The following is a 26,768-nucleotide window of genomic DNA, read 5'->3' on the forward strand; positions in this document are numbered from 1 at the left end:
TAATTTTTACTCCTCCAATATTCTAATTTATGATCTAGAGATTGGTCAGAATTGCCTTTTGCTTAATAATTAGCTGACCTTTTTTCTTTATTCTTTTTAACTTGAATACTATTCTATCAGCTTAAAATTCCCCAATAAATACTAAGCTTGCATCGCCAGTCATAAATACATGTTCTGTTTTTTCATCCCATTCCAATTCCAAATCACCCCCCAAAAGAGAAATTGTGGCTTTTCTATTTAATTTCCCATTCAAAACACTCGCAACAAGCGCCGCACATGCTCCTGTTCCACATGCTTGTGTTTCTCCGCTTCCTCTTTCCCATACTCTCATTTTTGCATGGTATAGCGAGAGTATTTCTACAAAATCTACATTTATTTTTTCCGGAAACATTGGATGATGTTCTATTTCTTTTCCAATTCTTTTGACATCTAATCTACTAACTTTTTCGACAAAAATAACAACATGGGGGTTTCCCATTGAAACAGCAGTTAATATCCATTGTTCCGAAGAAAAATCTATTGTTTCATAAATTAACTTTTCTTTTTCCCATATTACTGGAATATCTTTAGCAAGTAGTATTGGTTTTCCCATATTCACCTTTACTTTTCTTATCTTGTCATTAGTTGGAAACAATTCAAGCTGCTTTACTCCTGCTAATGTCTCTATCGTAATATTCAATTTTCTAGTGTATCCGTTATCATATACATATTTCCCTACACAACGAATAGCATTACCGCACATCTGAGCTTCTGATCCATCTGAATTGAACATACGCATCCGAAAACTACATTTATCAGAAGGCATAATCAATACCAAACCATCTGAGCCAATACCCTTATGACGATCACTTAAACGTATAGCTAATTCTTCCGGACAATCTATTTTTTCCTTGAAACAATCGATATATATATAATCATTACCTGCTCCATGCATTTTAGTAAATTTCATACAAATTGATTTTTAAAAAAAAACTATGTAATACTTGCCACTTTGACATTGCAGTTAATCTTTCGTATTAACCCTTGTAGTATACTACCAGGTCCTATTTCCGTAAAAAAAGTGGCACCATCAGTAATCATATTTTGTACTGATTGTGTCCATCTGACTGGCGCGGTTAATTGAGAAACTAAATTATCCTTAATTATTTCAGGAATAGTTTCACCTTTTCCATTCACATTTTGATAAATCGGACATATAGGAGTTATAAAAACTGTTGAATGAATTGCTTCTGCTAATTCGGCTTTTGCTAATTCCATTAATGGAGAATGGAAGGCTCCCGCAACATTAAGTCTTATGCATTTAGCTCCTCTTGCTGCTAAACGTTCACAAGCAATACTCACGCTTTCTAAATCCCCTGATATTACAATCTGTCCTGGGCAATTGTAGTTTGCTGGAACCACTATTCCTTCTATTTCGGAACATATTTCCTCTACAATTGTTTCTGATATTCCGAGAATAGCAGCCATTGTTCCATGGTTTACTTCACATGCTTTTTGCATAGCCAATGCTCGTTTATAAACCAAGAGCAATCCATCTTTAAAAGACAATGCTGTAGCAGCAACCAGAGCTGAAAATTCACCTAAAGAATGCCCTGCAAGCATACTAGGATTAAAATTATCTAAACTTTTTGCGACAATTACAGAATGAAGAAATATTGCTGGCTGGGCTGTTTTTGTCTGACGAAGGTCTTCAGCAGTTCCTCTAAACATCAAATCAGTGATTCGGAAACCTAATATTTCATTAGCTGTTTCAAATAATTCCTTGGCAAGAACGGATTTTTTATAGTAATTTAATCCCATACCTGGGAATTGAACTCCCTGTCCCGGAAATATAAAAGCATTCATGTAGTTATTTTTATAGATTTAAGCAAAGATTACAAAGATAAGATTGTTCCTGAATAATTCTTAACCTTATACTTTTTTGTTTATTTCATTTGGATATAAAATATTAAAAATACACATGCTGAATACTTCTCTCAACATATCTGTGTATCACATCTTTAAAACAATATCAAGTATTCTGAAAATCACCAACTACAACATAATATCATATTAGACAACATAGTCCCCCCCATCCGTAGCTGGAAGACAAGGTACAAATGAGATAATTTTTGTGTAACTAAAATTTATCCTACTAGCATATTATCATTTATCAACTGCAAATAGTCTATGAAAAGACACTACACTTTGTATTCGTTTAACTAAACGACAGGCTTTAGCAAGAAATTCAAAAAATGAAAAGGATAGTATATTTTTTATTAGCTCTAATTTTATATTAGCTCTAATTTTATATCTTTTGGACAAATTTGAGCAGAAGGATTTAGTCTGTTTCAAGAAATATTTAATGAATTCCACTTTTTCTTCCCCCTGAAATAATACTGCCAAACTATGCATCCACGAAAAATAGTTGGCAATACCTCTCGATTTTCACTTCGAAGAACTCGATGTTGCTTTTTTAATCTCCTAAAATCCAATCGTGCCTTCCATATTGCAAAAGCATTACGAAATCGTCCCTTCAACAAATAGCATAGAGCAAATAAATAATCCAAAAAAAAACGAATAACCATCACTCTATCATAACTAATATCCGGTAAATTTTTATAAAGCATCAAAAGATTATTTCTAAAATTCAAATAGATTTTTTGGGGATGTTCTCTATCAAGTGTTGCACCTCCTACATGATAAACACGTAGACAAGGTAAACATATAATTTTCTTTCCTAGTAAATTCAATCGCCAGCATAAATCTATTTCCTCTTGGTGAACAAAAAATGCAGAATCAAACCCTCCTACCATCTTAAAATCTTCTAAACGAATAAACAAACATGCTCCACTCGCCCAAAAGATCTGTATCGGATTATCATATTGTCCTTCATCTTTTTCTATCATACAAAAAATACGCCCACGACAAAAAGGATATCCATACTTATCCAAAAAACCACCACTTGCTCCAGCATATTCAAACAAAGATTTATCTGTAAAGGATAAAATTTTTGGTTGCAATGCAACAACATCTTTATGGGTTTCTAAATAATTGATTGCTGGACAAAACCAATTTTCTCCTACTTCTACATCAGAATTTAACAAAACAATAAATTCATAATCCAAATTCAGTAAAACTCGATTATACCCTTCTGCAAAACCATAATTCTCCCCTAAAACCCGCACAATCAAAGTAGGATAATACAAATGTAAAAATTTTAAAGAATCATCCGTGGAACCATTGTCAACTACAATAATATCCACATTCTCTACTGGAACATGCATTAATAAAGAAGGCAAAAATCTCTCTAATAATTTACGACCATTCCAATTGAGAATTAAAATAGCTGTCTGTTTCATCGCTAATATCAAACACTAGAGTCATTCGTGAATTTATTTTTAATGTCTAAAGTTTCAATGTTAATGCCATTGCATTTTCATTCCAGCCCCCTAAAGTTACACCTAACAATTGATTAATAAATTTTTCATCGTACTCCATTTCTACCTTAATATAATTTTCAGTAAAACCATATATTTTATTACCTCTACGGCTATTCTCAAATAAAACACTGTGATTTGTCCCTATTTGAGAACAATAAAAATCTTTACATTTCCTTTTCGATAATGCTAGAAGTTCCTTGCGTCGCTCCTGTCTCTTTTTAAGAGTAATCATTTGATTAATATTCAAGGCCATAGTAGCTGGGCGTTCTGAATAAGTGAATACATGTAATTGACTAAACGGTAAACTTTCCAAAAACTTCTGACTTTCTCTAAAATACTCGTCTGTTTCTCCTCGCATCCCAACAATAATATCAAACCCTATAAATGCGTCCGTCATAAGAGTTTTTATCTTCTCTATTTTAGACCGAAGCAATACTATATCGTACTTCCTATTCATCAATCGTAACACAGCATCACTACCAGATTGCAATGGGATATGGAAATGAGGGACAAAACGATCCGAAAATGCAACAAATTCTATTATTTCATCACTCAATAAATTTGGTTCAATAGACGATATACGGAAACGACTAATATTCTCAACCTTATCTAAATCTCGTAATAAATCCAAAAAATTTTCCCCTGTACTCTTCCCAAAATCACCAATATTTACTCCTGTCAAAACAATTTCTTTTACTCCTTTTGCTCCTAGCTGCATCGAATTCCTAACCAAATCAGATATTTTCCTATTCCGACTTTTTCCTCTTGCCAACGGTATAGTACAATAACTACAAGTATAATCACAGCCATCTTGTATTTTTAAAAATGATCGAGTTCTACCATCATAGGAACAAGCAGGAGTAAACTCCTGACTTTCCATCATTGGCGACACTATGATTCCTCTTTCCCCTCTCAAAACATATTTAGATAAATTTCTCTTTCCCTCTAAACCTACTACCAAATCAATCCCTTCTATTTTTATTATCTCTTCGCTACACAATTGAGCATAGCATCCAGTAACCACTAAAAAAGCACTTGAATATTTTCTCCGAACACGACGAATCAAATTGCGACATTTCTTATTTGCTTCCTCAGTTACTGAACAAGTACTAATAATAACAATATCGGGATTCTCTTCTCCTTGTACCGTTTTGATTCCAACTTGTAAAAAGCATTCTCTTATTGCAGAAGTTTCTGCATAGTTTAACTTACATCCCAATGTATAGTACGCCGCTTTTTTATCATGAAAACAAACACTATCTTTCACTACTTATTATTTTTTTTATAAAATTATTAAAAAAATGCAAATCCAATCAATAAGCTAATTACCTAACCATTTTCTTATCTTGAAAATATATTTTAGCTTTGCATTGGGGTAAGTCCTATACGGTCAGCTCCCTTCGAATTCCCCCAGGGCTTGACGGCAGCAAGGGTAGTTGGTTGTAGCGACGCGATGTAGTCAACTTGCCCTTCTTTTTACAAAATCTCATATATAAATGTAAAGCATGCGTGTTGTTATTCAACGAGTATTGAAAGCATCCGTTACAATAAATCATCAACTAAAATCATCAATAGGGCAAGGATTACTGATATTCTTAGGAATTGAGGAAAATGACAAGCAAGAGGATATTGATTTTTTAGTAAAAAAAATTGTTAATCTACGTATCTTTAATGATAATAAAGGAGCGATGAATCGTTCCCTTTTAGATATAGAAGGAGAATTATTATGTGTCAGTCAATTCACATTATTCGCTTCTACCAAAAAAGGAAATCGTCCTTCATATATTCGAGCATCTAAATCAGAAAAAGCAATTCCTTTGTACGAAAAATTTTGCGCTACTATTAGCTCAGCAATGAGTAAAATTATTCAAACCGGAACATTTAAAACTAATATGAAAATAAAACTAATTAATGATGGACCAGTAACCATCTGCATAGATTCAAAAAACAGAGAATAAATTTCCTCAAAGTGTACTCCAAAAGAATAATACTAAAAAACCTGCGGTTAAAACTAATAAGAACCACAATACAATTTTTTTTTTTAACGGGGCAAAAAAATAAGAAATTAATAAAGAAACAGAACTATATAAAATCAGTAACCACTCGCTTTCCCATTGACTTTGTGTCAATAATAATACACAAAGAATACAAGATAAGACCCAAAGGTACCTTAAGATCATTATAGTACGGATTTTCTCCGAAATGTCAAACAAAAAAATCTTTAATCCACTGAGAAAAAGAAAAATGATCCAGAAACTACAAATAATCCGCTTTTGAAGTCCAAGAGAGAAAGTCCAAATAATTTGCAAATCATCAAAGGCAAAAAATCTTTTAAAAAAAACACTCAAATTATTTTCCGAAATAATATTTGAAGTCCATAAAAACATATAAACAACAAAAACTCCTAGAAAAAGAGCAAAAAAACTTCTGAAGTTAAGACTTCTTAATAAATACATGCCATAGCAAAATAACGGTAAAAAAAATAATAAAGGAAACCAATATAAACTTCCAAGTGTTATAAATATCGCGATATTGAAAGCATAAATCTGTGGTAACGAATTCTGATATGTAGCAAATAAAAAGAAAAAACAAGCTATGATAAGTATTGTCGAAATACTTCCACTCAAATTGCCAAATAATAAGGGATTTGTTCCCACAAACAAAAGATAAAAAAAAGCAGGAAGCAACGACTTTTGACGAATAATGCCATACGTTTGAGAAAGAAATAAAAGAAGTAATGCAATTCCCATTTGAATAATTGCAGGAATCCAATACTGAATGGAATACCAATCCCTACTGCCCAACAGTCGCAAACCAACAAATGCCAGTACAGAAAAAAATGTTATAACCCAATTGGCAATAAATACTCTATGTATCCTTGCTATATCTAATCGCATAAAAATCAAAGGTCGAAACCGATATCCTTGCGATAGTATTTCCCTTCAAAATCTATTAACTCCACGATCTCAAAAATTTTTTGTAAAGCTTCTGCTTTGTCTCTACCATAAGAACTGATTGCCAATACTCTTCCACCATTAGTTACAATTTCACCATCTCTTTGACTTGTTCCAGCATGAAAAATAATACTCTCTTGTACCTTATCTAAAACCAATCCTCTAATGGTTTTTCCTTTTTCATAAACACTCGGATATCCTTTGGATACTAACATAACAGTTGCAGCCACCCTATCGTCAAAAATCATTTTTTTTTTCAAAAGATTTCCATTAGCAACTCCATCTAACAAATCTACCAAATCTGATTGTATGCGAAGCATAACAACTTCTGTCTCCGGATCACCCATACGACAATTGTATTCAATAACTATTGGATCACTACTTACATTCATCAGACCAATAAAAATGAATCCCTTATAGTCAATACCCTCTTTTTTCAATCCATTTATAGTTGGTATAACAATACGTTCTTCAACCTTTTTCATAAATATTTCATCTGCAAATGGAACAGGACTTATAGCACCCATCCCACCTGTATTCAAACCTGTATTGCCCTCCCCTACTCGTTTATAATCTTTTGCTTCTGGAAGCATTTTGTAATGTGTCCCATCTGTTATCACAAATACAGAACATTCCATACCATAAAGAAATTCTTCAATCACTACCTTTTCACTTGCTTTACCAAAACTCCCATTCAACATAATTCTCAATTCTTTAATTGCTTCGTCTAAATGCTCAATAACCAATACACCTTTACCAGAAGCTAATCCATCAGCTTTCAAAACATAAGGAGCTTGCAGTTTCTTTATAAACTGTATCCCTTCTAGTAAATTTTCTTTGGTTACACTTAAATACTCAGCAGTAGGAATACGATGCCTGATCATAAAAGATTTTGCAAAATCCTTACTACCTTCCATCATCGCCCCAATACGAGAAGGGCCAATTACAAAAATATTTTTTAATTCTTCATCTTGCTTGAAAAAATCGTAAATACCTCTCACGAGAGGTTCTTCAGGACCGACCACTACCATGTCGACAGCATTATCCAAAACAAAATGTTTCAAATTTTCAAAATCAGTCACTAAAATATTTACATTTATCCCAATTGTCGCTGTACCAGGATTTCCTGGAGCAATATAAAGTCGTCCAACCATAGAACTCTGTCTCATTTTCCAAGCCAGGGCATGTTCTCTTCCCCCACCTCCCAATAATAAAATATTTTTCATCTATATTTTTTTACTAAACTAACTTATTCCACTTACTATCTTATAATTTTAAATGAGTGCCACTTCCTGTATGCTTAATATTAGAAGCACACGTAATAATCACTTCTTTTACTCCTGCAGACAGAGCATTAAAAGCACTATCCAATTTTGGCAACATTCCTCCTCCAATGATTCCATTTTCTTTATATCGTTGAAAATCAGTATAACTTAATACACTGATAAAACTGTTTTCATCTCCCTCATCATATAGAACTCCTTTCTTATCGAAACAATAAACTAATCGAACATTATAGTCGTAAACTAAAACTTTTGCTAACTCTCCTGCTATACTATCGGCATTAGTATTGAGTAATTGCCCCCCCCCGTTATGTGTAATCGGAGCAAAAATAGGTGTATGACCTTTATTAAGAAATTCATTTAATAATTGTACATTAATCTCTTGTATATCTCCTACCAAACCATAATCAATACTATCTCTTATTGGTCTTTTCTCAGAACATATTATATTCGAATCTGCCCCTGTAAATCCCAAGGCATCTACACCCAATGCCTGTAATCCAACAACAATTTCTTTATTAATTAATCCTGCATAAACCATAACAGCTAATTTCAAGATTTTCTCAGTAGTAACTCTACGTCCATCAATCATTTGAGTTTCAATATCAAGATTTCTAGCAAGTTCTGTAAGCATACTGCCTCCCCCATGAACCAATATCTTATATCCAGCAATTATTGAAAAATCCTTAAGAAAGGAATCTCGAACCTCAGGAATCCTGATAATTTCTCCTCCAACTTTGACAATAGTTAATCTCTCCATTTTGAAATAAATCCATTAATTCTAATCAAAATCTTTTACTTTCTAAAATCTCTTAATATTTTCATTTAGCTACTTCATTATAAGTAGGTAAATGAGAATAATCTCGTGAATATCGCAACATTTGCTCACTATAATTTTCATTATAACTAATTTTCACATCTATAATATTGCCTTTTATATCACGAACAGCTGTATAAACAGGATTAATAAAACCCTTGTAAGGGGAAATATTCAAATAGGCATACCTTTTCAATATTTCTTTATGTAGATCAATATCTACCAAAACTGCATATTTCTCAACTATATATTGAGCATCATTAAAATCTCCTTCACTTTTAATACGTTGTATTCTTGCAAGTAATTTACCTATCAATTCACGCATTTTTTCATAATTGTTAATAACAACATAAGTTTTACCACTTTCTCTAATCAATCTGGCAATATCTTCATCATATCCAACATCAAGAATATAATGAGAAATAAGAGCACGACTTCTCATATGAGCTTCTTCTATTTCTTTGCCAAGTTTGATACGAGCAAGTTGAGTAATAGATCCATTCATCAGAAATTTATAATATTCGGCTTTATAAGCTTCAGGGGTGGGTAACAAACCAAGATCTAACATCTTATCGTCAGGGATATAGTAAAGACCAAAAAGATCTGCACGTGCTTCTTCAATGGTAGAACCATAAATTCTCAAAACATCAGAATCTACTCCTGGTAAAAGCTGCCCCGAAGCATGTCCTAAACATTCATGCAAAGCAGTGTGAAGATTATCTGTTCGACTGCCATATTGTTTAATCAATTTCTTTTCTTGTTCCCCATAAACAAATTCATCTATAAATCCATTCCCAGAGGATGCTTTGTCATAAGCATCAATTATATTGGATATAATAACAGATTTTGAACCGTAATCCTTACGTATCCAATCAGAATTAGGTAAATTGACTCCAATCGGAGTAGAAGGATAACAATCACCACCTAAGATAGAAACAGTAATCACTTTAACAGAAACACCTTTTACTTCCTTTTTCTTAAATTGCGAAGCAACAGGTGAATGATCTTCAAACCACTGTGCATTATTACTAATGAGTTGAAAGAAAGCCGTAGCTTCTAAAGATTTAAAATTTACAATGGATTCCCAACTAGCTTTAATACCCAAGGAATCACCGTAAGATTCAATAAATCCATTAACAAAGTCAACCCTCGATACTGTATCTTGTACCCATTGAATAGCATATTCATCATATTTTTCTAAACAACCAGTTTGATAATATTCAATTAATGAAAGAATAACTCTCTTTTGTAGCCTATTTTCGGCATATTGACTTGCCTCTTTCAACCAATAAACAATTTGCTCTATAGCTGAAGAATATAATCCTCCAATTTTATACACCTCTTCCGTTAAAAACCCATTCTTCTTAACCAAACGGCTATTCAATCCATAAGTAATAGGAGTAATATTAGTAGAAGTCTTCATTGCACTGTAAAATTGTTCAACTTCTACTTGAGTAATATCTTCACCATAATAATTGTTGGCAGAAGTAGCAATGACATCAAGACCACTATTTTGATTTACTTTTTTAGCATAAACACTTGATTCAAACATAACAGGTATTATTTCTGTAAGAAAGTTATTTACCGATTGTCCTTTTCTCATAGGAACAAAAAAGGGATCTAAAGATTGAACTTCTCGTACAAAAAAATCTTTAGAAAAGCCAGGCAAAAACTTCTCTTCACCATAATGGTGATAATGAATACCATTATAGAACCAAACCTTTTTCATATAAATCACAAAATTTTCATAATCCTTACTCAGTATATCACCTTGGTAATTAGAATAAATAGCTTCCAAAACCCGTCTAATAGCTAAATTGTAACGATTATTTTGGTCAAAAATAATATCCCTTCCTTGCAAAGCCGCTTCACTAAGGCAATAAAGTAACTTTTTTTGATTCAGGGAAAGACTCTCCCATTCTTCTACTCGATAACGCAAAATATCCACATCAGCAAAACGCTCTGCATTATAATCGAATTTGCTTTTTTCAACTCCAGTAATAACTTTTCCCATAACTCCATCAATATGTTTAGCAGGTTCTGTTTATCTGTTTATGTTAATAAAAAATGTAATTGTCATCACCATTACAGGAATATCTTTTTCATATCTACAAATATAATTATACAAAAAAATCAAACAATATACAGTGTAATCAATTTTTTATTATCATTTTATAAAAAAGATATACCTTTGGCAAGGAGCTGCTCTTCCTGAGCAGGACATATCGTAGATATGTCCAAGTCATGTAAACACGTTTTATTTCTATGGAATGAATAAAGAACAAAAAGACATTTCAAGCCTGATATTAAATCGTCGATTTCAACAAAAAGACACCTATAATTCTATTTCAATGCCTATTTATGGAGGAGTAGCATTTGAATTTGATAACGCTGAAGAAATGGAAGATGCCTTTTTGGGTAAAAACGGCAAATACACTTACTCAAGAATTTCAAATCCTACGGTAGAGGTATTTGAAGATAGAGTGCAACAAATCAGTGAGGCTAAACACGTGTTGGCGGCATCTTCAGGAATGGCAGCTATTTTGGATATTTTTATGACTATCGCCTATGCTGGAAGTAATATTGTCACCTCCCCTCATTTATTTGGTAATACATTTTCTCTATTCAATTCTACCCTGAAAGTTTTCGAAGTAGAAACGCGGTTTTGCAATCTATTAGATGAACAAGAAATCACAAGGAATATAGATGATAAAACCTGTGCTATATTTGTTGAAGCGATAACTAATCCACATCTAGAAGTAGCTGATCTACAACTTTTATCATTTCTTGCCCATAGCAAAAATGTGCCGCTAATAGCTGATAGTACTTTGGTTCCCTGGCCTGCTTTTAATGCAAAAAAATTAGGAGTAGATTTGGAAATTGTTTCTAGTACTAAATACATTTCCGGTGGTGCGACTAGTATAGGCGGTCTGATCATGGATCACCAAACTTTCGATTGGTCCAATTCACCACGATTAAAAGAATTATCAAAAACTGTTGGGGAACAAGCTTTTACAATCAAACTTCGCAATGAAATATCCCGAAATACGGGAACTTATATGTCCCCTTATGTTGCTTTTTTACAAAGCCTAGGACTAGAAACCCTAAGTTTACGTTTTAAGAAAGCATCTGAAAACTGCTTATCATTAGCAAAATTTTTACAAACTATTCCACAAATTAAAGAAGTTAATTGTATTGGACTCCCCGATAACCCATCTTATAAGATGGGTAACAAACAATTTGGAGAATACTCTGGTGCTATGTTAACTTTTAATCTGAAAGATCGCCCAACTTGTTTTTCTTTTCTCAATAGATTACAAGTTATTCGCCGAGCAACAAACCTTTTCGATAACAAATCCCTAATTATTCATCCTTTATCCACTATTTATAGCACTTTAAACGATAAATGCAAAAAAATGATAGAAGTTCCTAATGAAATGTTACGCCTTTCTGTAGGACTAGAAAATATTGAAGATTTAAAAGAAGATATCTTACAAGCACTTAACAATGAAAAAAAAAACAGAACTAGACTTTTATCCCTATGAAAGATTAGTTTATCAAACATTTTGGACAAATAGGCCCCTTGGAGAATTACCAACTCAAAATTCGTTGAGAGTATTTACAAATTATTTTCCCCAATTATTACAATGGTCTTTGACCATTATCTTTTGAAACAGTATATCAATTATTATCTTATCTCCTGTATAAAAACAAACACGAACCTCGTTTACACACACTTTCGCATTGAAAAATCAATATTCATTCTGTTTAGACACATTCAAACAAAGCACAATCTTTACTTTAAAGACAAGTACATTTCATTGTTCTGTTCTTCAAAATTCAGCTTTCCCTCTCGTGCAAGCCAACCAACTGACAAATAAATTTCCAGCTCAGAAAACTTAGTTCGCTTTATAATTTCTTTTACAGATTTAGTTCCCTCCTCATTTAGTAAACTCCATACTCTACCTGCATTACTACCAATTTCCACTTCTGCGTTAACACTCAATACTTTTTGGGTAGCTCTCCTTTGTATTGAACTCACTTTGGCCATCCTAAATTTCTCACTATTTCCCATATTACTTAATCTTCTCATTACTTACCTACTATATAATTATCTATAATTTTAAAATAAATATTTATTCTATTCCAAATCAGTTTCTGACATCACTTTACAGACTGAAGCAATTTCATCACCTCTCTTTTCGAGATTAATAAGACGAACACCTTGTGTAGCTCTACCTATAACATTTAAATCAGAAACTTTTATACGAATCGCAATACCCGATTTATTAATAATCATTACATCATTATGCTCAGTTACATTTTTAATACTTACTAAAAAACCGGTTTTTTCAGTAATATTTAAAGTCTTAATTCCCTTCCCTCCACGATTGACAATACGATAATCCCCCACCCTTGAACGTTTTCCATAGCCTTGTTCTGAAACAACTAATACATTCTCTCTCTTTTTATCATTGATAATGATCATACCAATTATCTCATCATCTACAAGGTCAAGAGTCATACTTATTACTCCGGCAGCTAAACGTCCCATACTCCGAACTTTATTTTCATTGAAACGTAATGCTCGTCCTTTTCGGTTAGCAACAATAATTTCGTTATTCCCATTAGTCATTTTTACAGCGATTACCTCATCACCATCATGAACAGTAATTGCTTTTACTCCATTTTGACGAGGTCGAGAATAAGCATTCAAAAGCGTTTTTTTAATAATTCCTCTTTTAGTACAAAAAACCAAATAATGCGATTCTACAAAATCCTTATCACTTAAATATTTCACACGAATAAAAGCACTTACTTTATCATTGGTATCAATATTCAACAAATTTTGAATAGCACGTCCCTTAGATGTTTTTGCACCCGCTGGAATTTGATAAACTTTTAACCAATAACATCTTCCCTTTCGAGTAAAAAACAACATCATAGCATGCATGTTTGCCGCATAAATATACTCAACAAAATCTTTATCACGAATTTCAGAACTCTTCGTTCCTACCCCACCACGGTTTTGAGCCCTAAAATCTACCAAAGGAGTTCGTTTAATATATCCTAGATGAGAAATAGTAATAATCATTTCATCATCAGCATAAAAATCATCAGAATTCGAATCATCTGTAGAATAGACAATATCAGTTTTTCTTACATCTCCAAATCTATCCCTCACTTCTATCAATTCATCTTTGATAATTTTCATTAAAATATTTCTGTTAGAAAGGATTTCTTTCCAACAAAGAATCATTTTTTTAAGTTCACCGAATTCAGTACGAAGCTTATCTTGTTCTAACCCAGTTAATTGCCTTAAACGCATCTCAACGATAGCTCGTGATTGTATTTCTGTTAAATCAAAACGCCCACTTAATCGATCTATTGCTTCATTCGGATTTTGTGAAGAATGAATAATAGCAACAATCTCATCAATATGATTAGAAGCAATTATTAAACCATCCACAATATGCACTCGTCTCTCTACTCTATTTAAATCGTATTGAGTACGACGAACCACCACCTCTACACGATGCTCTACAAAATAACATATTAACTCTTTCAAATTTAAAGTCCTGGGTCTCCCATTTACCAAAGCAATATTATTAACATTGAAAGAAGACTCCAAAGCAGTAAGCTTATACAACTTGTTCAATAGTACTCCTGAATTGAAATCTTTCTTCACATCTACCACAATACGCATACCCTCACGGTCGGATTCATCATTGATATGATGTACTCCTTCTAATTTCTTTTCACTAACCAAGACTGCAATATGCTCTATCAATTCCTTTTTATTCACTAAATAAGGAATTTCCCTAATAACAATTTTTTCTTTATTATTATGGATCTCTATCTCAACTTTACCCCTTAGCAAAATTCGTCCCTTCCCTACTTCGAAAACTTCTCGTATTCCTTGAAATCCATAAATGGTTGCACCTGTCGGAAAGTCAGGGGCCTTGATGTACTGCATTAAACCGTCTATATCAATTTCCCCCTTTGAATCAATATAAGCAATAATTCCATTAATACACTCAGTAAGATTATGAGGAGGCATATTAGTAGCCATGCCAACTGCAATGCCAGAAGATCCATTCATCAACAAAGTAGGAACACGAGTGGGAAGAACAGAAGGCTCTCTCAAGGTATCATCAAAATTAAAATTAAAATCTACTGTATTTTTGTCAATATCTCGCAACATTTCTTCTGCTAAATTCCCTAAACGAGCCTCCGTATAACGCATAGCTGCAGGGGCATCTCCATCTATTGAACCGAAATTTCCCTGCCCATCTACTAAAGGATAACGCAACAACCAATTTTGTGCCATGCGAACTAAAGCAAAATAAACAGAACTATCACCATGTGGATGATACTTCCCTAATACATCACCTACAGTTCTTGCGGATTTTTTATAAGGTTGATCCGAATGATTTCCTAATTCATTCATCCCAAATAATATTCGACGATGGACTGGCTTAAGACCATCTCTTACGTCAGGTAAAGCACGCGAAACTATAACAGACATTGAGTAATCAATATATGCTGTTTTCATCTGCTCTTCTATATCTACCTGTATAATTCTATCCTGGTTATTATCAACCATTTACATATTATTTTGATTCAAAATCCAAAGATTCAAACTACCTAACCCTTGAAAGCTAAATTACTACAAATTTTCCTAATTCAAAAATGTCCAAAAATTGACACGACTCCACGCTTTTAATATTGCACACATTATCACATTACACACTGCAGTTTATGACTATTAAAAAATACAAATAGAGACGATAAGGCATATGTTGTTACAACAAAAAAACGCATGAGCATATATTTATAAATGAATTAATATAAAATACTCAGAAACAATCGATGAAAACAAAACTGCAAAAGATAATTGCGTAGAAACCAGATTTAAACAAAAAAAGCCAACTTCGAACAAAAAGAGAAACTTTCATCGTCACTAAGCTGGATTAACAAGCTTTTTTTCAACAATTTTCAACAAAAATCATTACTCCCTTTCACATATCAAGTAGTACAATCGTCGCAATCGTCCATTTTTTAAATCTTAATCTCTTTAATCACTAATCACTGCAGGAACTTTTATACATCATTGTCAATCCATTAATTCATTGTGCAATTTCACAAATAGCATAGATAGTAAGTTTAACAAAAAGACAAGAACAAAAAATATTGCATATTTTTGTAGTAGTATAAATAGACTATAGTCTAGCTACATTTTAACTTTATATGCAGAAGTTGTCTATACCCAAAGGGACGAGGGACTTTACTCCATGCGAAATGGATAAACGCAATTATATTTTTGATACTATACGAAGCGTTTTTTATTTATATGGATTTAAACAAATTGAAACTCCCGCTTTAGAAAATCTTTCTACTTTATTGGGAAAATATGGTGAAGAAAATGATAAATTGCTTTTTAAAATACTCAATTCAGGTGATTTTATTTCTAAAGTAAATCCTATCGATTGGAATAATCACCAACTTTCCAAACTAACAAAACAAATTTCTAAAAAAGGACTACGATATGATTTAACACTCCCTTTGGCTCGTTTTGTCGTAATGCATCGAAATGAGATTACATTTCCTTTTAAACGATTTCAAATCCAGCCTGTTTGGAGATCAGACCGCCCCCAAAAAGGACGTTATAGAGAATTTGTTCAATGTGATGCAGACATTGTTGGTAGTGATTCTTTGCTAAATGAAGTGGAATTGATCCAAATCATTGATGAAGTTTTTCATAGATTATCTATAAGTATTTCAATTAAAATAAACAACCGCAAAATATTAAATGGAATTGCTGAAATTATTAGCGAAGAAAAAAAAATTACAGATATCACAACTGCAATGGATAAATTGGATAAGGTTGGTTTAACTAAAGTAAACGAAGAATTACTTCAAAAAGGTATCTCTATTCAAGCTATAGACCAACTACAACCATTTTTTTTGCTTAAGGGGTCGAATCAAAACAAGATATCAACCCTAAAAAATATTCTTAGTACATCTCCAATAGGAATAAAAGGATTACAAGAAATTGAAACTATTTTCAATAAACTCAATCTAATTCCCACTCGAAACACGATAAAATTTGACTTAACTCTAGCAAGAGGACTAAACTATTATACAGGGACTATTTTTGAAGTCAAATGCCTAAACGTCCCCATCGGTAGCGTTTTGGGAGGTGGACGATATGACAATTTAACAAATATTTTTGGTCTATCTAATTTATCAGGCGTAGGAATTTCTTTTGGAGCAGACCGAATTTTTGATATTCTGAATCAATTGAATCTCTATCCTAATACTAATGCCTCACATACTCAAATTTTATTCGTCAACCTTGGCGAAAAAGGGGTAGATTTCATACTTCCCGTCCTTTTCTCTCTTAGAAAAGTTGGTATCAACGCTGAATTATATCCACATAATACTAAAATCAAAAAACAATTATCCTATGCTCATAACAACCAGATCCCCTTTGTTGCTATTGTCGGCTCTACTGAAATAGCTGAGAATAAAATAACCATCAAAGATATGCGATCCTGCTCTCAATTCTCAATTGCTCTAGACAAACTTATTAATTTTTTTCAATATGAACGACAATCAGTATAGCTATCTTGTGAAGATAGAGACAAAAAAGTACCTGTCACATTTTGTGATATTACAAGTTTCTCATCCTTAATAATCACTACCAGTTCGACAAATAAAAACTCAAGCACACTGTTTTCTTAATTTTTTACTCAATTTGCCAAAAACAACCATACCATAATTATTGCCTATCTCTACTTCCGCCTATCTCTACTTCCATAGATCTCAATCATCAATCTTAACAAAGATTCTAAGCTATTAATTCCAAAGATATATATATCTTCGTAACAATGCTTTCTTTGTTCATAACATGAAACATATCAGGAATTTCTGTATCATCGCACATATTGATCATGGCAAAAGTACTCTTGCTGATCGCCTACTAGAATATACTCAAACTATAGAGAAAAAAGCTATGCAATCACAAGTTTTAGATGATATGGATTTAGAACGCGAACGAGGTATTACTATCAAAAGTCATGCCATTCAAATGAAATACAACTATCGAGGAAGTGAATATATACTTAACCTGATTGATACTCCAGGACATGTGGATTTTTCCTACGAAGTATCACGTTCCATTGCGGCTTGCGAAGGTGCATTATTAATCGTGGATGCTACGCAAGGCATTCAAGCACAAACTATATCTAATCTATATATGGCATTGGAAAATAATTTGGAAATTATTCCTGTTTTAAACAAAATTGACTTAACAAATGCTATGATAGAAGAAACCGAAGACCAAATTATAGATTTATTGAGTTGTAAAAAAACAGATATTCTACGTACTAGTGGTAAAACGGGTGAAGGTATTATTTCTCTATTAGATACTATTGTAGAAAAAATTCCAGCTCCTGAGGGCGATGCAAAAGCTCCATTACAAGCACTAATTTTTGACTCTGTATTTAATGCTTTTAGAGGAATCGTTGCTTATTTCAAGATTATCAACGGATCTATCAAAAAAGGCGATCAAGTAAAATTCGTGGCTACTGGTAAAGAATATGAGGCAAATGAAGTCGGTATTTTAAAATTAAGCATGATCCCTAAAAAAGAAATAACCTGCGGAGAGGTTGGATATATTATTTCTGGTATTAAAACTTCAAAAGAGGTAAAAGTAGGAGATACAATTACTCATGTAAAACGTCCTTGCAACTTGGCCATTGATGGATTCAAAGAAATCAAACCAATGGTTTTTGCTGGTGTTTATCCGATAAAAAGTGAAAATTTTGAAAATCTTCGTTCATCTCTTGAAAAACTCCAATTAAACGATGCTTCATTAACTTTCCAAGCCGAGTCCTCTATTGCTTTAGGATTTGGGTTTCGTTGCGGATTTCTTGGATTGCTTCATATGGAAATTATTCAAGAACGACTATATAGAGAGTTTAATATGGACGTAATTACAACTATTCCTAATGTATCCTACAAAGTGTATGATAAGCAAGGGCATTATAAGGAGGTTCATAATCCTGCTGGATTACCAGACCCAATATTAATAGACTATATAGAAGAACCTTTCATTCGTGCTTCTATCATAACGAATATCAAGTATATCGGTTCAATTATGACACTTTGTTTAAGTAAACGTGGGATCTTAATTAAACAAAATTATATTTCTGGAGACCGTATAGAAATTATCTACGACCTTCCATTAAGCGAAATAGTTATTGATTTTTATGATAAATTAAAAAGCATTTCTAAAGGATATGCTTCTTTTGATTATCATATGCAAGACTATCATCCTTCCAAACTTGTTAAGTTAGATATTCTTCTTAATGGAGAGCCAATAGATGCTTTATCTACACTCACTTACATTGACAATGCAGTTAATTTTGGACGTCGGATGTGTGAAAAATTGAAGGAATTAATTCCTCGCCAACAATTTGATATTGCTATCCAAGCATCTATCGGAACAAAAATTATTGCACGCGAAACTATCAAAGCTGTCCGTAAAGATGTGACTGCCAAGTGTTATGGAGGTGACATTACCCGCAAGCGCAAACTTCTCGAAAAACAAAAAGAAGGAAAAAAACGAATGAAACAAGTTGGTAATGTAGAAGTTCCGCAAAAAGCATTTTTTGCTGTTTTAAAGCTGAATTAACTATGAAAACGGACACAATTCTATTAGGTATAGAGTCGTCTTGTGACGACACTGCTGCATCAATTGTCAAGAATGGCGTAGTTCTATCCAATATTATAGCCAACCAAAAAGTTCATAAATTTTTTGGTGGTGTAGTACCAGAATTGGCCGCACGAGCGCATCAACAAAATATTATTCCTGTCGTAGATACAGCAATTAAAAAAGCAGGAATACAGAAAGAAGATTTATCCGCAATAGCCTTTACATGCGGTCCAGGTCTATTAGGTTCACTTTTAGTGGGAACTTCTTTCGCTAAAGGATTGTCTATAGCTTTAAATATTCCAATAATTGAAGTAAATCATTTGCAAGCACATGTTTTAGTTCATTTTATCAAACAAAATGAAATCGATAATCATAAACCACCTCAATTCCCTTTTTTATGTCTACTAGTTTCTGGAGGTAATTCTCAAATTATTCTAGTAAAATCCATAAACGAAATGAGAGTAATTGGGCAAACCATTGACGATGCAGCAGGAGAAGCATTTGACAAATGTGCCAAGTTAATGGGTTTTTCTTACCCAGGTGGTCCGATAATCGATTCTTTAGCTAAAGAAGGGAATCCTGATACTTTCCAGTTGAGCAAACCATCACTACCAGGATATAATTACAGTTTTAGTGGATTAAAAACTTCATTTCTTTATTTATTACGAAATCAATTGAAAAAAAACCCTTTCTTTGTGGAAGAAAATAAAGCAGATCTAAGTGCTTCCTTGCAGACAACTATCATTGACATTTTAATGAACAAATTGTACAAAGCATCTATAGATTTGGATATTAAAGAAGTAGCTCTTGCCGGGGGTGTATCTGCTAATTCTGGCTTACGGAAGGCATTTGAAGAATTTGCAAAAAAACATAATTGGAAAATCCATATTCCATCCATTGCATTCACTACTGACAATGCTGCTATGGTAGCAATAAGCGGTTATTTTAAATATCTAGACAAAGCATTTTGCCAAATAGAAATTGTCCCTTTTGCAAAAAAAACTATTTAACATGTACAACATTTATTTCTGTATAATTATCTCAGTCGTTGTTCTTAACTTTGTTTGGGAACAAATTTTGAGCTATTTAAATCGAAAACAGATGAGTATTGAAGTCCCTGAACAACTAAAAGGTATTTATAATAAGCCAGAAGTATATACAAAACAACAACTATATCAAAAAGAAAATAGTCATTTTGGATTAGTATCTGAAAGTTTTTTGTTCATAATTATTTCAGTAGTTCTATCCAGAGGAACTTTTGGTTGGTTAGATACCATGTTGAGGAAACATATATCCAATACAGTTCTATTACCTCTGATATTTTTTGGTATAGTTATGTTAACTAACATGATTATAAATTTTCCGTTTAGTTGGTATGCAACTTTTATAATTGAAAAAAAATTTGGCTTTAATAGGACTACTCCCAAGCTTTTCATCTTAGATTGGCTCAAAAGCATTCTATTGAATGTCCTGATAGGAGGATTGATTCTAAGTATCACTATTTGTATTTATCAATATACCAATAAGTATTTTTGGTTATTAGCATGGGGTGTAGTTTCTATTTTTGTCTTATTGATGAACTTATTTTATTCAGAGTTGATTGTTCCTTTATTTAATAAACAAACTCCTTTAGAAACAAGTGATTTACGTAATGCTATTGAAATATTTACTAAAAAAGTCGGATTTGAAATAAGCAATATCTATGTAATAGATGGCTCCAAAAGAAGCAGTAAAGGTAATGCTTACTTTACTGGAATGGGGAAAAAAAAACGAATTGTTCTTTTTGATACTTTAATCAACGAATTAAACAAAGAAGAAATTTTATCAGTACTAGCTCATGAAATTGGCCATTATAAAAAAAAGCACATTGCGTATTCCATAATTGGTTCCATTATATCTACAGGAATAACATTTTATATACTTTCTCTATTTTTAGATAACTTGCTGTTGGCAAAAGCCTTAGGAGGAAATACCCATTCTTTCCATTTAGGATTAATTGGTTTCTCTTTTCTATTTACCCCTATTTCAGAACTCACTAACCTGATTTTTTTATCTTTATCACGCAAAAACGAATACGAGGCAGACGCATATGCTGCTAACTTCGGATTAGGAGAAACATTAATAAGTGGACTGAAAAAATTATCCGTCCACTCTTTAAGCAATCTTAATCCACATAGCTGGGTAGTATTTTGGCATTATTCGCACCCAACATTATTGCAAAGAATTAAAAATCTCACGAGAAGCAGAAATTAATGATGGAACTTTGCTCTTTCCCTGTCACACTAATAATGCTACTGATTTAATATTTGGTCGTAAAAATCATTATATGTGTCTATACGCATGTCCTCCGACTGATACTCCAGAAAAGGTAACCCCTCTTTTTGTTGTATGTAGTATTTTATTTTCGGATGAATTTCAATACTTGCTTGAACAAGCCCATCTGAGAAATCAATAGCTAACCTAGTTAAGGATTCAAAGTTCACCTTATCCTTGATATGCTTTATATCATTTATAGTAATCCCTTCTATCATTATTTTCTCCAAAAATTGTTTCTCAAATGGTTGATAAAATATATCATTATATACAGAATATATTACCTTGGTATTCGCAAAACAAGAATCTATGTTATAATGTCTTTTCACATAGAGAGGAACTAACGCTGTCATCCAACCATGACAATGAATTAAATCAGGAGACCATCCTAATCTTTTTACGGTTTCTATCACGCCACGAGCAAAAAAGACACTTTTTTCGTCATTATCAGGTAATTCGTTTCCCATATCATCATGCAAAATATTTTTTTCTTGAAATAACTCTTTACTATACACAAAATAAACCTGTATACGAGACAACGGAATTGTAGCTACTTTCACAAACAAAGAATAATCTAAATCTCCAATAACAAGATTTGCTCCTGAAAAGCGAATTACTTCATGTAATTGATATTTTCTCTCATTAATAACGCCAAATTTTGGCATAAAATTTCTGACTTCTTTCCCTCGCTCACAAATACCTCGAGAAAGTTTTTGCACCAAAAAAGATATTTCCGTTTTTGGAAGAAAAGGAAACATCTCCGCTGTAATAAATAAAACTTTTTGTTTCATCATACCTCCTCTTGTCACCAAGACTACAAAGATAAAAAAAAGCACCATAATATAGTATCCTGTATAAGTTTCAAAATAGAACCATTATGGAAAATGTTTATTTATTAGATTTGTAAGATCTTTAACATTATTTTTATTGTCTATGGAAATAATTAAAACAGTCGTAGAATTACAAACAGCACTATTAAAAATAAGAGAACAAAATAAATCTATTGGATTTGTTCCAACTATGGGTGCATTGCATCGGGGACATATAGAATTAGTTAAACAATCAGTAGTAGAAAATACTATTTCCATAGTTAGTATTTTCGTTAACCCTACTCAATTTAATGATAAAAACGACTTATTAAAGTACCCAAGAACATTGAATGCCGACTGCAAACTTCTTTTGCAAGAAACTAATAATCATTTTGTTTTTGCACCATCAGTAGAAGAAATTTATTCGGAAACAAACATTCAACAATTCAAATTTGGTCACTTGGAAACAGTTATGGAAGGGAAATTACGGCCAGGACACTTTAATGGAGTAGCACAAGTAGTAAGTCGTCTTTTTAAAATTGTAAAACCAAATTGTGCCTATTTTGGAGAAAAAGATTTTCAACAACTTACAATTATTCGTACATTGGTTCGACTGTTAAATCTGAATGTTAAAATCATTCCCCATCCTACTGTCCGCGAACCAAATGGTTTAGCTTTGAGCAGCAGAAATATTCATTTAACTCCAAAGCAAAAAAAAAATGCAGGAATGATTTTCAAAACTTTATCCAAAAGTCGAAAAGAAAAAAACATTCTTTCTATCCAAGAGTTAAAACAAAAAACAATAAACAAAATCAATTGCATCCCCGATTTTCGAGTAGAGTACTTTGACTTGGTGGATGGAAATACATTACAATCTATAACCGACTGGAAAGATACAAAATACATTGTAGGATGTATCGCTGTCTATATTGGAGAAGTTAGATTGATAGACAATATCACCTACTAATTTTAGGAACTCAGGGGCCTGTTAAAGCAGTGCATTTTAATGAATTAGAAAAAGATATACTCATACAAAGATTATTTTATGCAACACTTATCACCTTTATTTACGGCAAGGTAAAAAGTATTGAAATATTGGAAAAGGCAGGAGGATCACATAAATCTAATAGATGGAAACATCCGATATTAACAGACATCGGATGATTTCAAATCTTTTCTCTATCTAAAAATTGCAAATTAAAACAAGAAGGAGTAGATTTTCGCTCTCATATCCTTTTGACTGTTCAAAACATTTTTTAGTCCTGAAAAAGTAATATATATTCAATGAAGTATTGGAGCAGTCATCATTATGACACTTGATAAATGCATCCCGAGTAAAATTCCGATTACAAATATGCAAAAAAATCATTAGCACTGATCGAAAATTGGTTAAACCGCTATTTAAATAGATTTAATGCAACAAAAAGTAAATATGGATATTCACAATCTTTATTTCCTATTGTTCAGGGATGTATATATGAAGATTTAAGGGGATAAGCAGCAGAAAATATTGCTCTAAAATGCTGAAAGGAATGCAATTGGAGGACTAGTAGTAGTCGAACCAATAGAAAAAATGTATGAAATAATAATTGAAATAGTCAATACTATTCTCTCTAAAGAGAAACCTGGTTATCTTGTACTCCGGCCAACTTCCAGAAGAAATTGAACGAAAGAATAGATATGTTTGAATTGTATTATGTGAATTGTATTATGCCTACACGCAATGACCGTAATGGTCAATTTTTTACGAAAAAGGGATTATAAATTACGAAATAGAAAATGGGCAGCCCCCGATTTTTCCCTTATAGAATTAGAGGGTATATCATTTATTGGTAAAACTCATACAAAAGCTTATTTACATCATCTTTTTTCAGTAAACGAAATATTGGCTTTACAAATTGCTTCTATTCACAACTCAGCTTTTTATTTTTAATTAGTAAAAGAGTTACGTAAACATATCTTCACTGATAATGTTTACAACATGGAAACAAAGATTGTCCCGTAATATTCAAAACAAATTATAAACCCTTGACATGGCTCCATTCCCTTTTTATCCGAATTACGATATCCTATATCCCCGAATACGATGTACTTAATACATCTTTTGCATTTTTTGACAATTTTTAACAATAAAAATTCACCTCTATCTGGCTAAGTATCACTTTGTAACATCTACGCTTGTTTAAGTTGACAAATGCGCATCTCTTTTTATAAAGACGTATTAAATGTCTACACAAATACGGATTCATGATATAACTAGCATAAATTCTACAGAAATATTCCATTTTAAAATTTAGATCTTGAAATTATTGTTATTCGATCTTCTATAGGTTGTCAAACCTACTTCCAATACATCTTTGTCAAATTCAACTATTTCGTCTAGAAACAAAATATCATATTGTGAACCAAACTAACTTTCCCGATTAAAAGAAAAAATATTCCTACCATTTCCACACTCGAAACTGTATGATGGGGGATCTAAAAGGACAAATAGCAATCAACAAATCATTCCACCACTGAATAGATTTTAGTCGCTTCAAGACTTTCCATAAGAGTTAAAACGGGGGAACAGAAAATATTCGTTTAGCTAACGAACTTTCACGACTCCAAGATGCACCAACAAAAAATAAATATTTATCCTTCACGTCACATATCACCTCCGATGCTCCTTTTTCATTTTTTTGTCTTTCTACCCATGAAAAATTCCATTCTACAATTTCCTGATTAAGATAAATCCCTTCAAATTTCTCTTCTCTAGCCCTAACAGCAATTGGTAAGACTTCTATTACAAGTTTGAGTGTCCATCCAAGACAATTCTCCAATCATAAAATAATTATCAGCCTTTACATTATTCAGATCCAATAAGAATAATCATCAATAGCCAAAGACAAAATCATAAGCTATCCATTCTTTGCAAATATCAACAGGAAATCCATATTTATAACTATCTGATTACATGGGCGGATAATTTTTGAGACAAAAATTATCCGCCCATGTAATTCTTGAACACCAACATCTGGAAAACTGTCAAATAAAATTAATTCCCCTGCTGTAAATAATCTATACTGTAATTACTATAGCATTTACTCAACGAATAGCTACCGAATATAGCTTTACCAATATGATTTTGCCATATTTTTATAATTTACATTTATAAAAAATTGAAATTATCACTTGTTTGCAGAATTATCTGATCTTTAACGTAACAACAGTTAAAGCAGCTAACAAAATGCCTATCAACCAAAAACGAACTACAATCTTAGATTCTGGAATAGCATTCAGTGGCTTTTGAATAATGACATTTACTTCCTCACTCCCTCCTTTCTGAAAATGATGGTGAATAGGTGTCATTTTGAATATTCTTTTACCCATTCCAGTTTTCCTTTTTGAATATTTAAAATAAGCTACTTGAATCATTACTGAAAGACTTTCTGTAAAAAAAATTCCACAAAGCATAGGCAACAATAATTCTTTATGAATGATAATGGCAAACACTGCAATAATTCCCCCCAATGTAAGCGACCCTATATCTCCCATAAAAACCTGGGCAGGAAAAGCATTATGCCACAAAAACCCCATACATGCACCTACAAAAGCACTCGCAAAAACTGTTAATTCTCCACAACCCGGTATATACATAATATTTAAGTAAGCGGCAAACCCCAAATTAGCAGACACATAAGCTAAAATACCTAATACAACACCGATAATAGCCGAACTTCCCGCAGTTAGCCCATCTAAACCGTCAGTCAGATTTGCACCATTAGATACGGCAGTTACAATAAAAACGGTGATTAAAACAAAAAGTATCCAAGTAGCAGCTGTACGATGATTAGTCATAAATGCAGTCAAATCTCGATAATCGAGATTATTATTTTTAAAAAACGGGACAGTAGTTTGCGTAGATTTTAAAGGAGGAGTATAAGAAACTGTTTTTCTCCCTCCTTGCTGACGAATTTCCACATTTTCATACATCACAATATTGGGAGATAAATAAACAATTAAACCAACTATTAATCCTAACCCCACCTGTGCTATTATTTTTATTTTCCCTGATAATCCTTCTTTATGTTTCCAAATTACTTTAATACAATCATCTATCAATCCAAGAATTCCTAGCCAAATAGTGGTAATCAACATCAATAGTACATATATGTTTGAAAGCCGAGCTAATAATAAAACAGGTATTAAGATTGCTATTATGATAATAATTCCCCCCATAGTAGGCGTTCCTTTTTTTTGTATTTGTCCCTCCAATCCGAGATTACGAATAGTTTCTCCTGCCTGGTGTCGTTGCAAAAACCGAATTATCCTTTCACCAATAAGCACAGAAATAATCAAAGACAAAGAGAAAGACAAAACAGAACGAAAAGAGATATACCGAAATAATCTTGCTCCTGGTACATTTAATGAACTAAGAAAATAGAATAAACTATATAGCATAAAT

At 32.5% G+C, this 26,768-nt stretch carries 21 protein-coding genes; 9 read left to right on the plus strand and 12 right to left on the minus strand.

Going from position 1 to position 26,768, the window contains the following annotated elements; genetic code table 11:
* Positions 1–121 precede the first annotated feature (121 nt).
* The 4 genes from dapF to mtaB form a co-directional block, all read right to left on the minus strand.
* Positions 122–949 (minus strand): diaminopimelate epimerase, encoded by an 828-nt coding sequence (gene dapF / locus CFPG_RS04275; protein WP_012573739.1) that lies wholly within the window; start codon positions 947–949, stop codon positions 122–124.
* 23 nt (positions 950–972) lie between these two features.
* A complete protein-coding gene (fabD, locus tag CFPG_RS04280; protein ID WP_012573740.1) occupies positions 973–1,845 on the minus strand; it encodes an ACP S-malonyltransferase in 873 nt (290 codons plus the stop codon).
* 485 nt (positions 1,846–2,330) lie between these two features.
* Complete coding sequence (locus tag CFPG_RS04285; RefSeq protein ID WP_012573741.1) at positions 2,331–3,341, minus strand: glycosyltransferase family 2 protein; 1,011 nt, start codon at positions 3,339–3,341, stop codon at positions 2,331–2,333.
* A gap of 46 nt (positions 3,342–3,387) precedes the next feature.
* Positions 3,388–4,689 (minus strand): tRNA (N(6)-L-threonylcarbamoyladenosine(37)-C(2))-methylthiotransferase MtaB, encoded by a 1,302-nt coding sequence (mtaB, locus tag CFPG_RS04290; RefSeq protein ID WP_012573742.1) that lies wholly within the window; start codon positions 4,687–4,689, stop codon positions 3,388–3,390.
* A 238-nt stretch (positions 4,690–4,927) separates the two neighbouring features.
* On the opposite strand from mtaB, the gene dtd reads away from it, so the two are divergent.
* On the plus strand, positions 4,928–5,380 hold the full coding sequence (dtd, locus tag CFPG_RS04295; protein WP_012573743.1) for a D-aminoacyl-tRNA deacylase: 453 nt from the start codon (positions 4,928–4,930) through the stop codon (positions 5,378–5,380).
* Positions 5,381–6,324: 944 nt separating this feature from the next.
* Here the strand turns inward: dtd and purD are convergent.
* The 3 genes from purD to CFPG_RS04315 form a co-directional block, all read right to left on the minus strand.
* Positions 6,325–7,602, minus strand: a complete 1,278-nt coding sequence (gene purD, locus CFPG_RS04305; RefSeq protein WP_012573745.1) for a phosphoribosylamine--glycine ligase — start codon at positions 7,600–7,602, stop codon at positions 6,325–6,327.
* 40 nt (positions 7,603–7,642) lie between these two features.
* Positions 7,643–8,419: an acetylglutamate kinase gene (argB, locus tag CFPG_RS04310; protein ID WP_012573746.1), complete on the minus strand. Its 777-nt coding sequence runs from the start codon at positions 8,417–8,419 to the stop codon at positions 7,643–7,645.
* Between the two features lie 61 nt (positions 8,420–8,480).
* Entirely contained in the window at positions 8,481–10,490 is a 2,010-nt protein-coding gene (locus CFPG_RS04315; RefSeq protein ID WP_012573747.1) for a dipeptidyl-peptidase 3 family protein, read from the minus strand.
* Between the two features lie 256 nt (positions 10,491–10,746).
* On the opposite strand from CFPG_RS04315, the gene CFPG_RS04320 reads away from it, so the two are divergent.
* Positions 10,747–12,021, plus strand: a complete 1,275-nt coding sequence (locus tag CFPG_RS04320) for a PLP-dependent transferase (RefSeq protein ID WP_012573748.1) — start codon at positions 10,747–10,749, stop codon at positions 12,019–12,021.
* 251 nt (positions 12,022–12,272) lie between these two features.
* Here the strand turns inward: CFPG_RS04320 and CFPG_RS04325 are convergent, their stop codons facing one another.
* Positions 12,273–12,569: a winged helix-turn-helix domain-containing protein gene (locus tag CFPG_RS04325; RefSeq protein ID WP_265348010.1), complete on the minus strand. Its 297-nt coding sequence runs from the start codon at positions 12,567–12,569 to the stop codon at positions 12,273–12,275.
* 48 nt (positions 12,570–12,617) lie between these two features.
* Entirely contained in the window at positions 12,618–15,083 is a 2,466-nt protein-coding gene (gyrA, locus tag CFPG_RS04330) for a DNA gyrase subunit A (RefSeq protein ID WP_012573750.1), read from the minus strand.
* A 644-nt stretch (positions 15,084–15,727) separates the two neighbouring features.
* On the opposite strand from gyrA, the gene hisS reads away from it, so the two are divergent.
* The 4 genes from hisS to CFPG_RS04350 all read left to right on the plus strand — a co-directional run bounded on the left by hisS (position 15,728) and on the right by CFPG_RS04350 (position 21,452).
* A complete protein-coding gene (gene hisS, locus CFPG_RS04335; protein ID WP_012573751.1) occupies positions 15,728–17,104 on the plus strand; it encodes a histidine--tRNA ligase in 1,377 nt (458 codons plus the stop codon).
* 286 nt (positions 17,105–17,390) lie between these two features.
* The gene (gene lepA, locus CFPG_RS04340; RefSeq protein ID WP_012573752.1) at positions 17,391–19,178 is read left to right on the plus strand and encodes a translation elongation factor 4; all 1,788 of its coding nucleotides are present in this window, start codon (positions 17,391–17,393) and stop codon (positions 19,176–19,178) included.
* A 2-nt stretch (positions 19,179–19,180) separates the two neighbouring features.
* Positions 19,181–20,209, plus strand: a complete 1,029-nt coding sequence (tsaD, locus tag CFPG_RS04345; protein ID WP_012573753.1) for a tRNA (adenosine(37)-N6)-threonylcarbamoyltransferase complex transferase subunit TsaD — start codon at positions 19,181–19,183, stop codon at positions 20,207–20,209.
* Between the two features lie 91 nt (positions 20,210–20,300).
* On the plus strand, positions 20,301–21,452 hold the full coding sequence (locus CFPG_RS04350; RefSeq protein ID WP_265348011.1) for a M48 family metallopeptidase: 1,152 nt from the start codon (positions 20,301–20,303) through the stop codon (positions 21,450–21,452).
* 38 nt (positions 21,453–21,490) lie between these two features.
* Here the strand turns inward: CFPG_RS04350 and CFPG_RS04355 are convergent, their stop codons facing one another.
* On the minus strand, positions 21,491–22,306 hold the full coding sequence (locus CFPG_RS04355) for a glycogen/starch synthase (RefSeq protein ID WP_012573755.1): 816 nt from the start codon (positions 22,304–22,306) through the stop codon (positions 21,491–21,493).
* Positions 22,307–22,445: 139 nt separating this feature from the next.
* On the opposite strand from CFPG_RS04355, the gene panC reads away from it, so the two are divergent.
* From panC to CFPG_RS05685, 3 genes are all read left to right on the plus strand, one after another.
* Positions 22,446–23,288, plus strand: coding sequence for a pantoate--beta-alanine ligase (panC, locus tag CFPG_RS04360; RefSeq protein WP_012573756.1), 843 nt, complete (start codon positions 22,446–22,448; stop codon positions 23,286–23,288).
* Positions 23,289–23,698: 410 nt separating this feature from the next.
* A complete protein-coding gene (locus CFPG_RS05680) occupies positions 23,699–23,818 on the plus strand; it encodes a hypothetical protein (RefSeq protein WP_265348068.1) in 120 nt (39 codons plus the stop codon).
* Between the two features lie 235 nt (positions 23,819–24,053).
* A complete protein-coding gene (locus CFPG_RS05685; RefSeq protein ID WP_050720682.1) occupies positions 24,054–24,254 on the plus strand; it encodes a hypothetical protein in 201 nt (66 codons plus the stop codon).
* A gap of 622 nt (positions 24,255–24,876) precedes the next feature.
* Here CFPG_RS05685 and CFPG_RS04370 read toward each other — a convergent pair.
* The gene (locus CFPG_RS04370; RefSeq protein ID WP_041572464.1) at positions 24,877–25,143 is read right to left on the minus strand and encodes a hypothetical protein; all 267 of its coding nucleotides are present in this window, start codon (positions 25,141–25,143) and stop codon (positions 24,877–24,879) included.
* Between the two features lie 364 nt (positions 25,144–25,507).
* Positions 25,508–26,764: a phospho-N-acetylmuramoyl-pentapeptide-transferase gene (gene mraY, locus CFPG_RS04375; protein WP_012573757.1), complete on the minus strand. Its 1,257-nt coding sequence runs from the start codon at positions 26,762–26,764 to the stop codon at positions 25,508–25,510.
* Positions 26,765–26,768: the final 4 nt, after the last annotated feature.

Origin of the sequence: Candidatus Azobacteroides pseudotrichonymphae genomovar. CFP2 (assembly GCF_000010645.1) — a bacterium.
GTDB classification, from domain to species: domain Bacteria; phylum Bacteroidota; class Bacteroidia; order Bacteroidales; family Azobacteroidaceae; genus Azobacteroides; species Azobacteroides pseudotrichonymphae.

Coding starts and splice junctions, on each gene's coding strand:
- dapF (WP_012573739.1), bottom strand. CDS start 949: ATGAAATTTACTAAAATGCATGGAGCAGGTAATGATTATATATATATC.
- fabD (WP_012573740.1), bottom strand. CDS start 1,845: ATGAATGCTTTTATATTTCCGGGACAGGGAGTTCAATTCCCAGGTATG.
- CFPG_RS04285 (WP_012573741.1), bottom strand. CDS start 3,341: ATGAAACAGACAGCTATTTTAATTCTCAATTGGAATGGTCGTAAATTA.
- dtd (WP_012573743.1), top strand. CDS start 4,928: ATGCGTGTTGTTATTCAACGAGTATTGAAAGCATCCGTTACAATAAAT.
- purD (WP_012573745.1), bottom strand. CDS start 7,602: ATGAAAAATATTTTATTATTGGGAGGTGGGGGAAGAGAACATGCCCTG.
- argB (WP_012573746.1), bottom strand. CDS start 8,419: ATGGAGAGATTAACTATTGTCAAAGTTGGAGGAGAAATTATCAGGATT.
- CFPG_RS04315 (WP_012573747.1), bottom strand. CDS start 10,490: ATGGGAAAAGTTATTACTGGAGTTGAAAAAAGCAAATTCGATTATAAT.
- CFPG_RS04320 (WP_012573748.1), top strand. CDS start 10,747: ATGAATAAAGAACAAAAAGACATTTCAAGCCTGATATTAAATCGTCGA.
- CFPG_RS04325 (WP_265348010.1), bottom strand. CDS start 12,569: ATGAGAAGATTAAGTAATATGGGAAATAGTGAGAAATTTAGGATGGCC.
- gyrA (WP_012573750.1), bottom strand. CDS start 15,083: ATGGTTGATAATAACCAGGATAGAATTATACAGGTAGATATAGAAGAG.
- hisS (WP_012573751.1), top strand. CDS start 15,728: ATGCAGAAGTTGTCTATACCCAAAGGGACGAGGGACTTTACTCCATGC.
- lepA (WP_012573752.1), top strand. CDS start 17,391: ATGAAACATATCAGGAATTTCTGTATCATCGCACATATTGATCATGGC.
- tsaD (WP_012573753.1), top strand. CDS start 19,181: ATGAAAACGGACACAATTCTATTAGGTATAGAGTCGTCTTGTGACGAC.
- CFPG_RS04350 (WP_265348011.1), top strand. CDS start 20,301: ATGAGTATTGAAGTCCCTGAACAACTAAAAGGTATTTATAATAAGCCA.
- CFPG_RS04355 (WP_012573755.1), bottom strand. CDS start 22,306: ATGATGAAACAAAAAGTTTTATTTATTACAGCGGAGATGTTTCCTTTT.
- panC (WP_012573756.1), top strand. CDS start 22,446: ATGGAAATAATTAAAACAGTCGTAGAATTACAAACAGCACTATTAAAA.
- CFPG_RS05685 (WP_050720682.1), top strand. CDS start 24,054: ATGGTCAATTTTTTACGAAAAAGGGATTATAAATTACGAAATAGAAAA.
- mraY (WP_012573757.1), bottom strand. CDS start 26,764: ATGCTATATAGTTTATTCTATTTTCTTAGTTCATTAAATGTACCAGGA.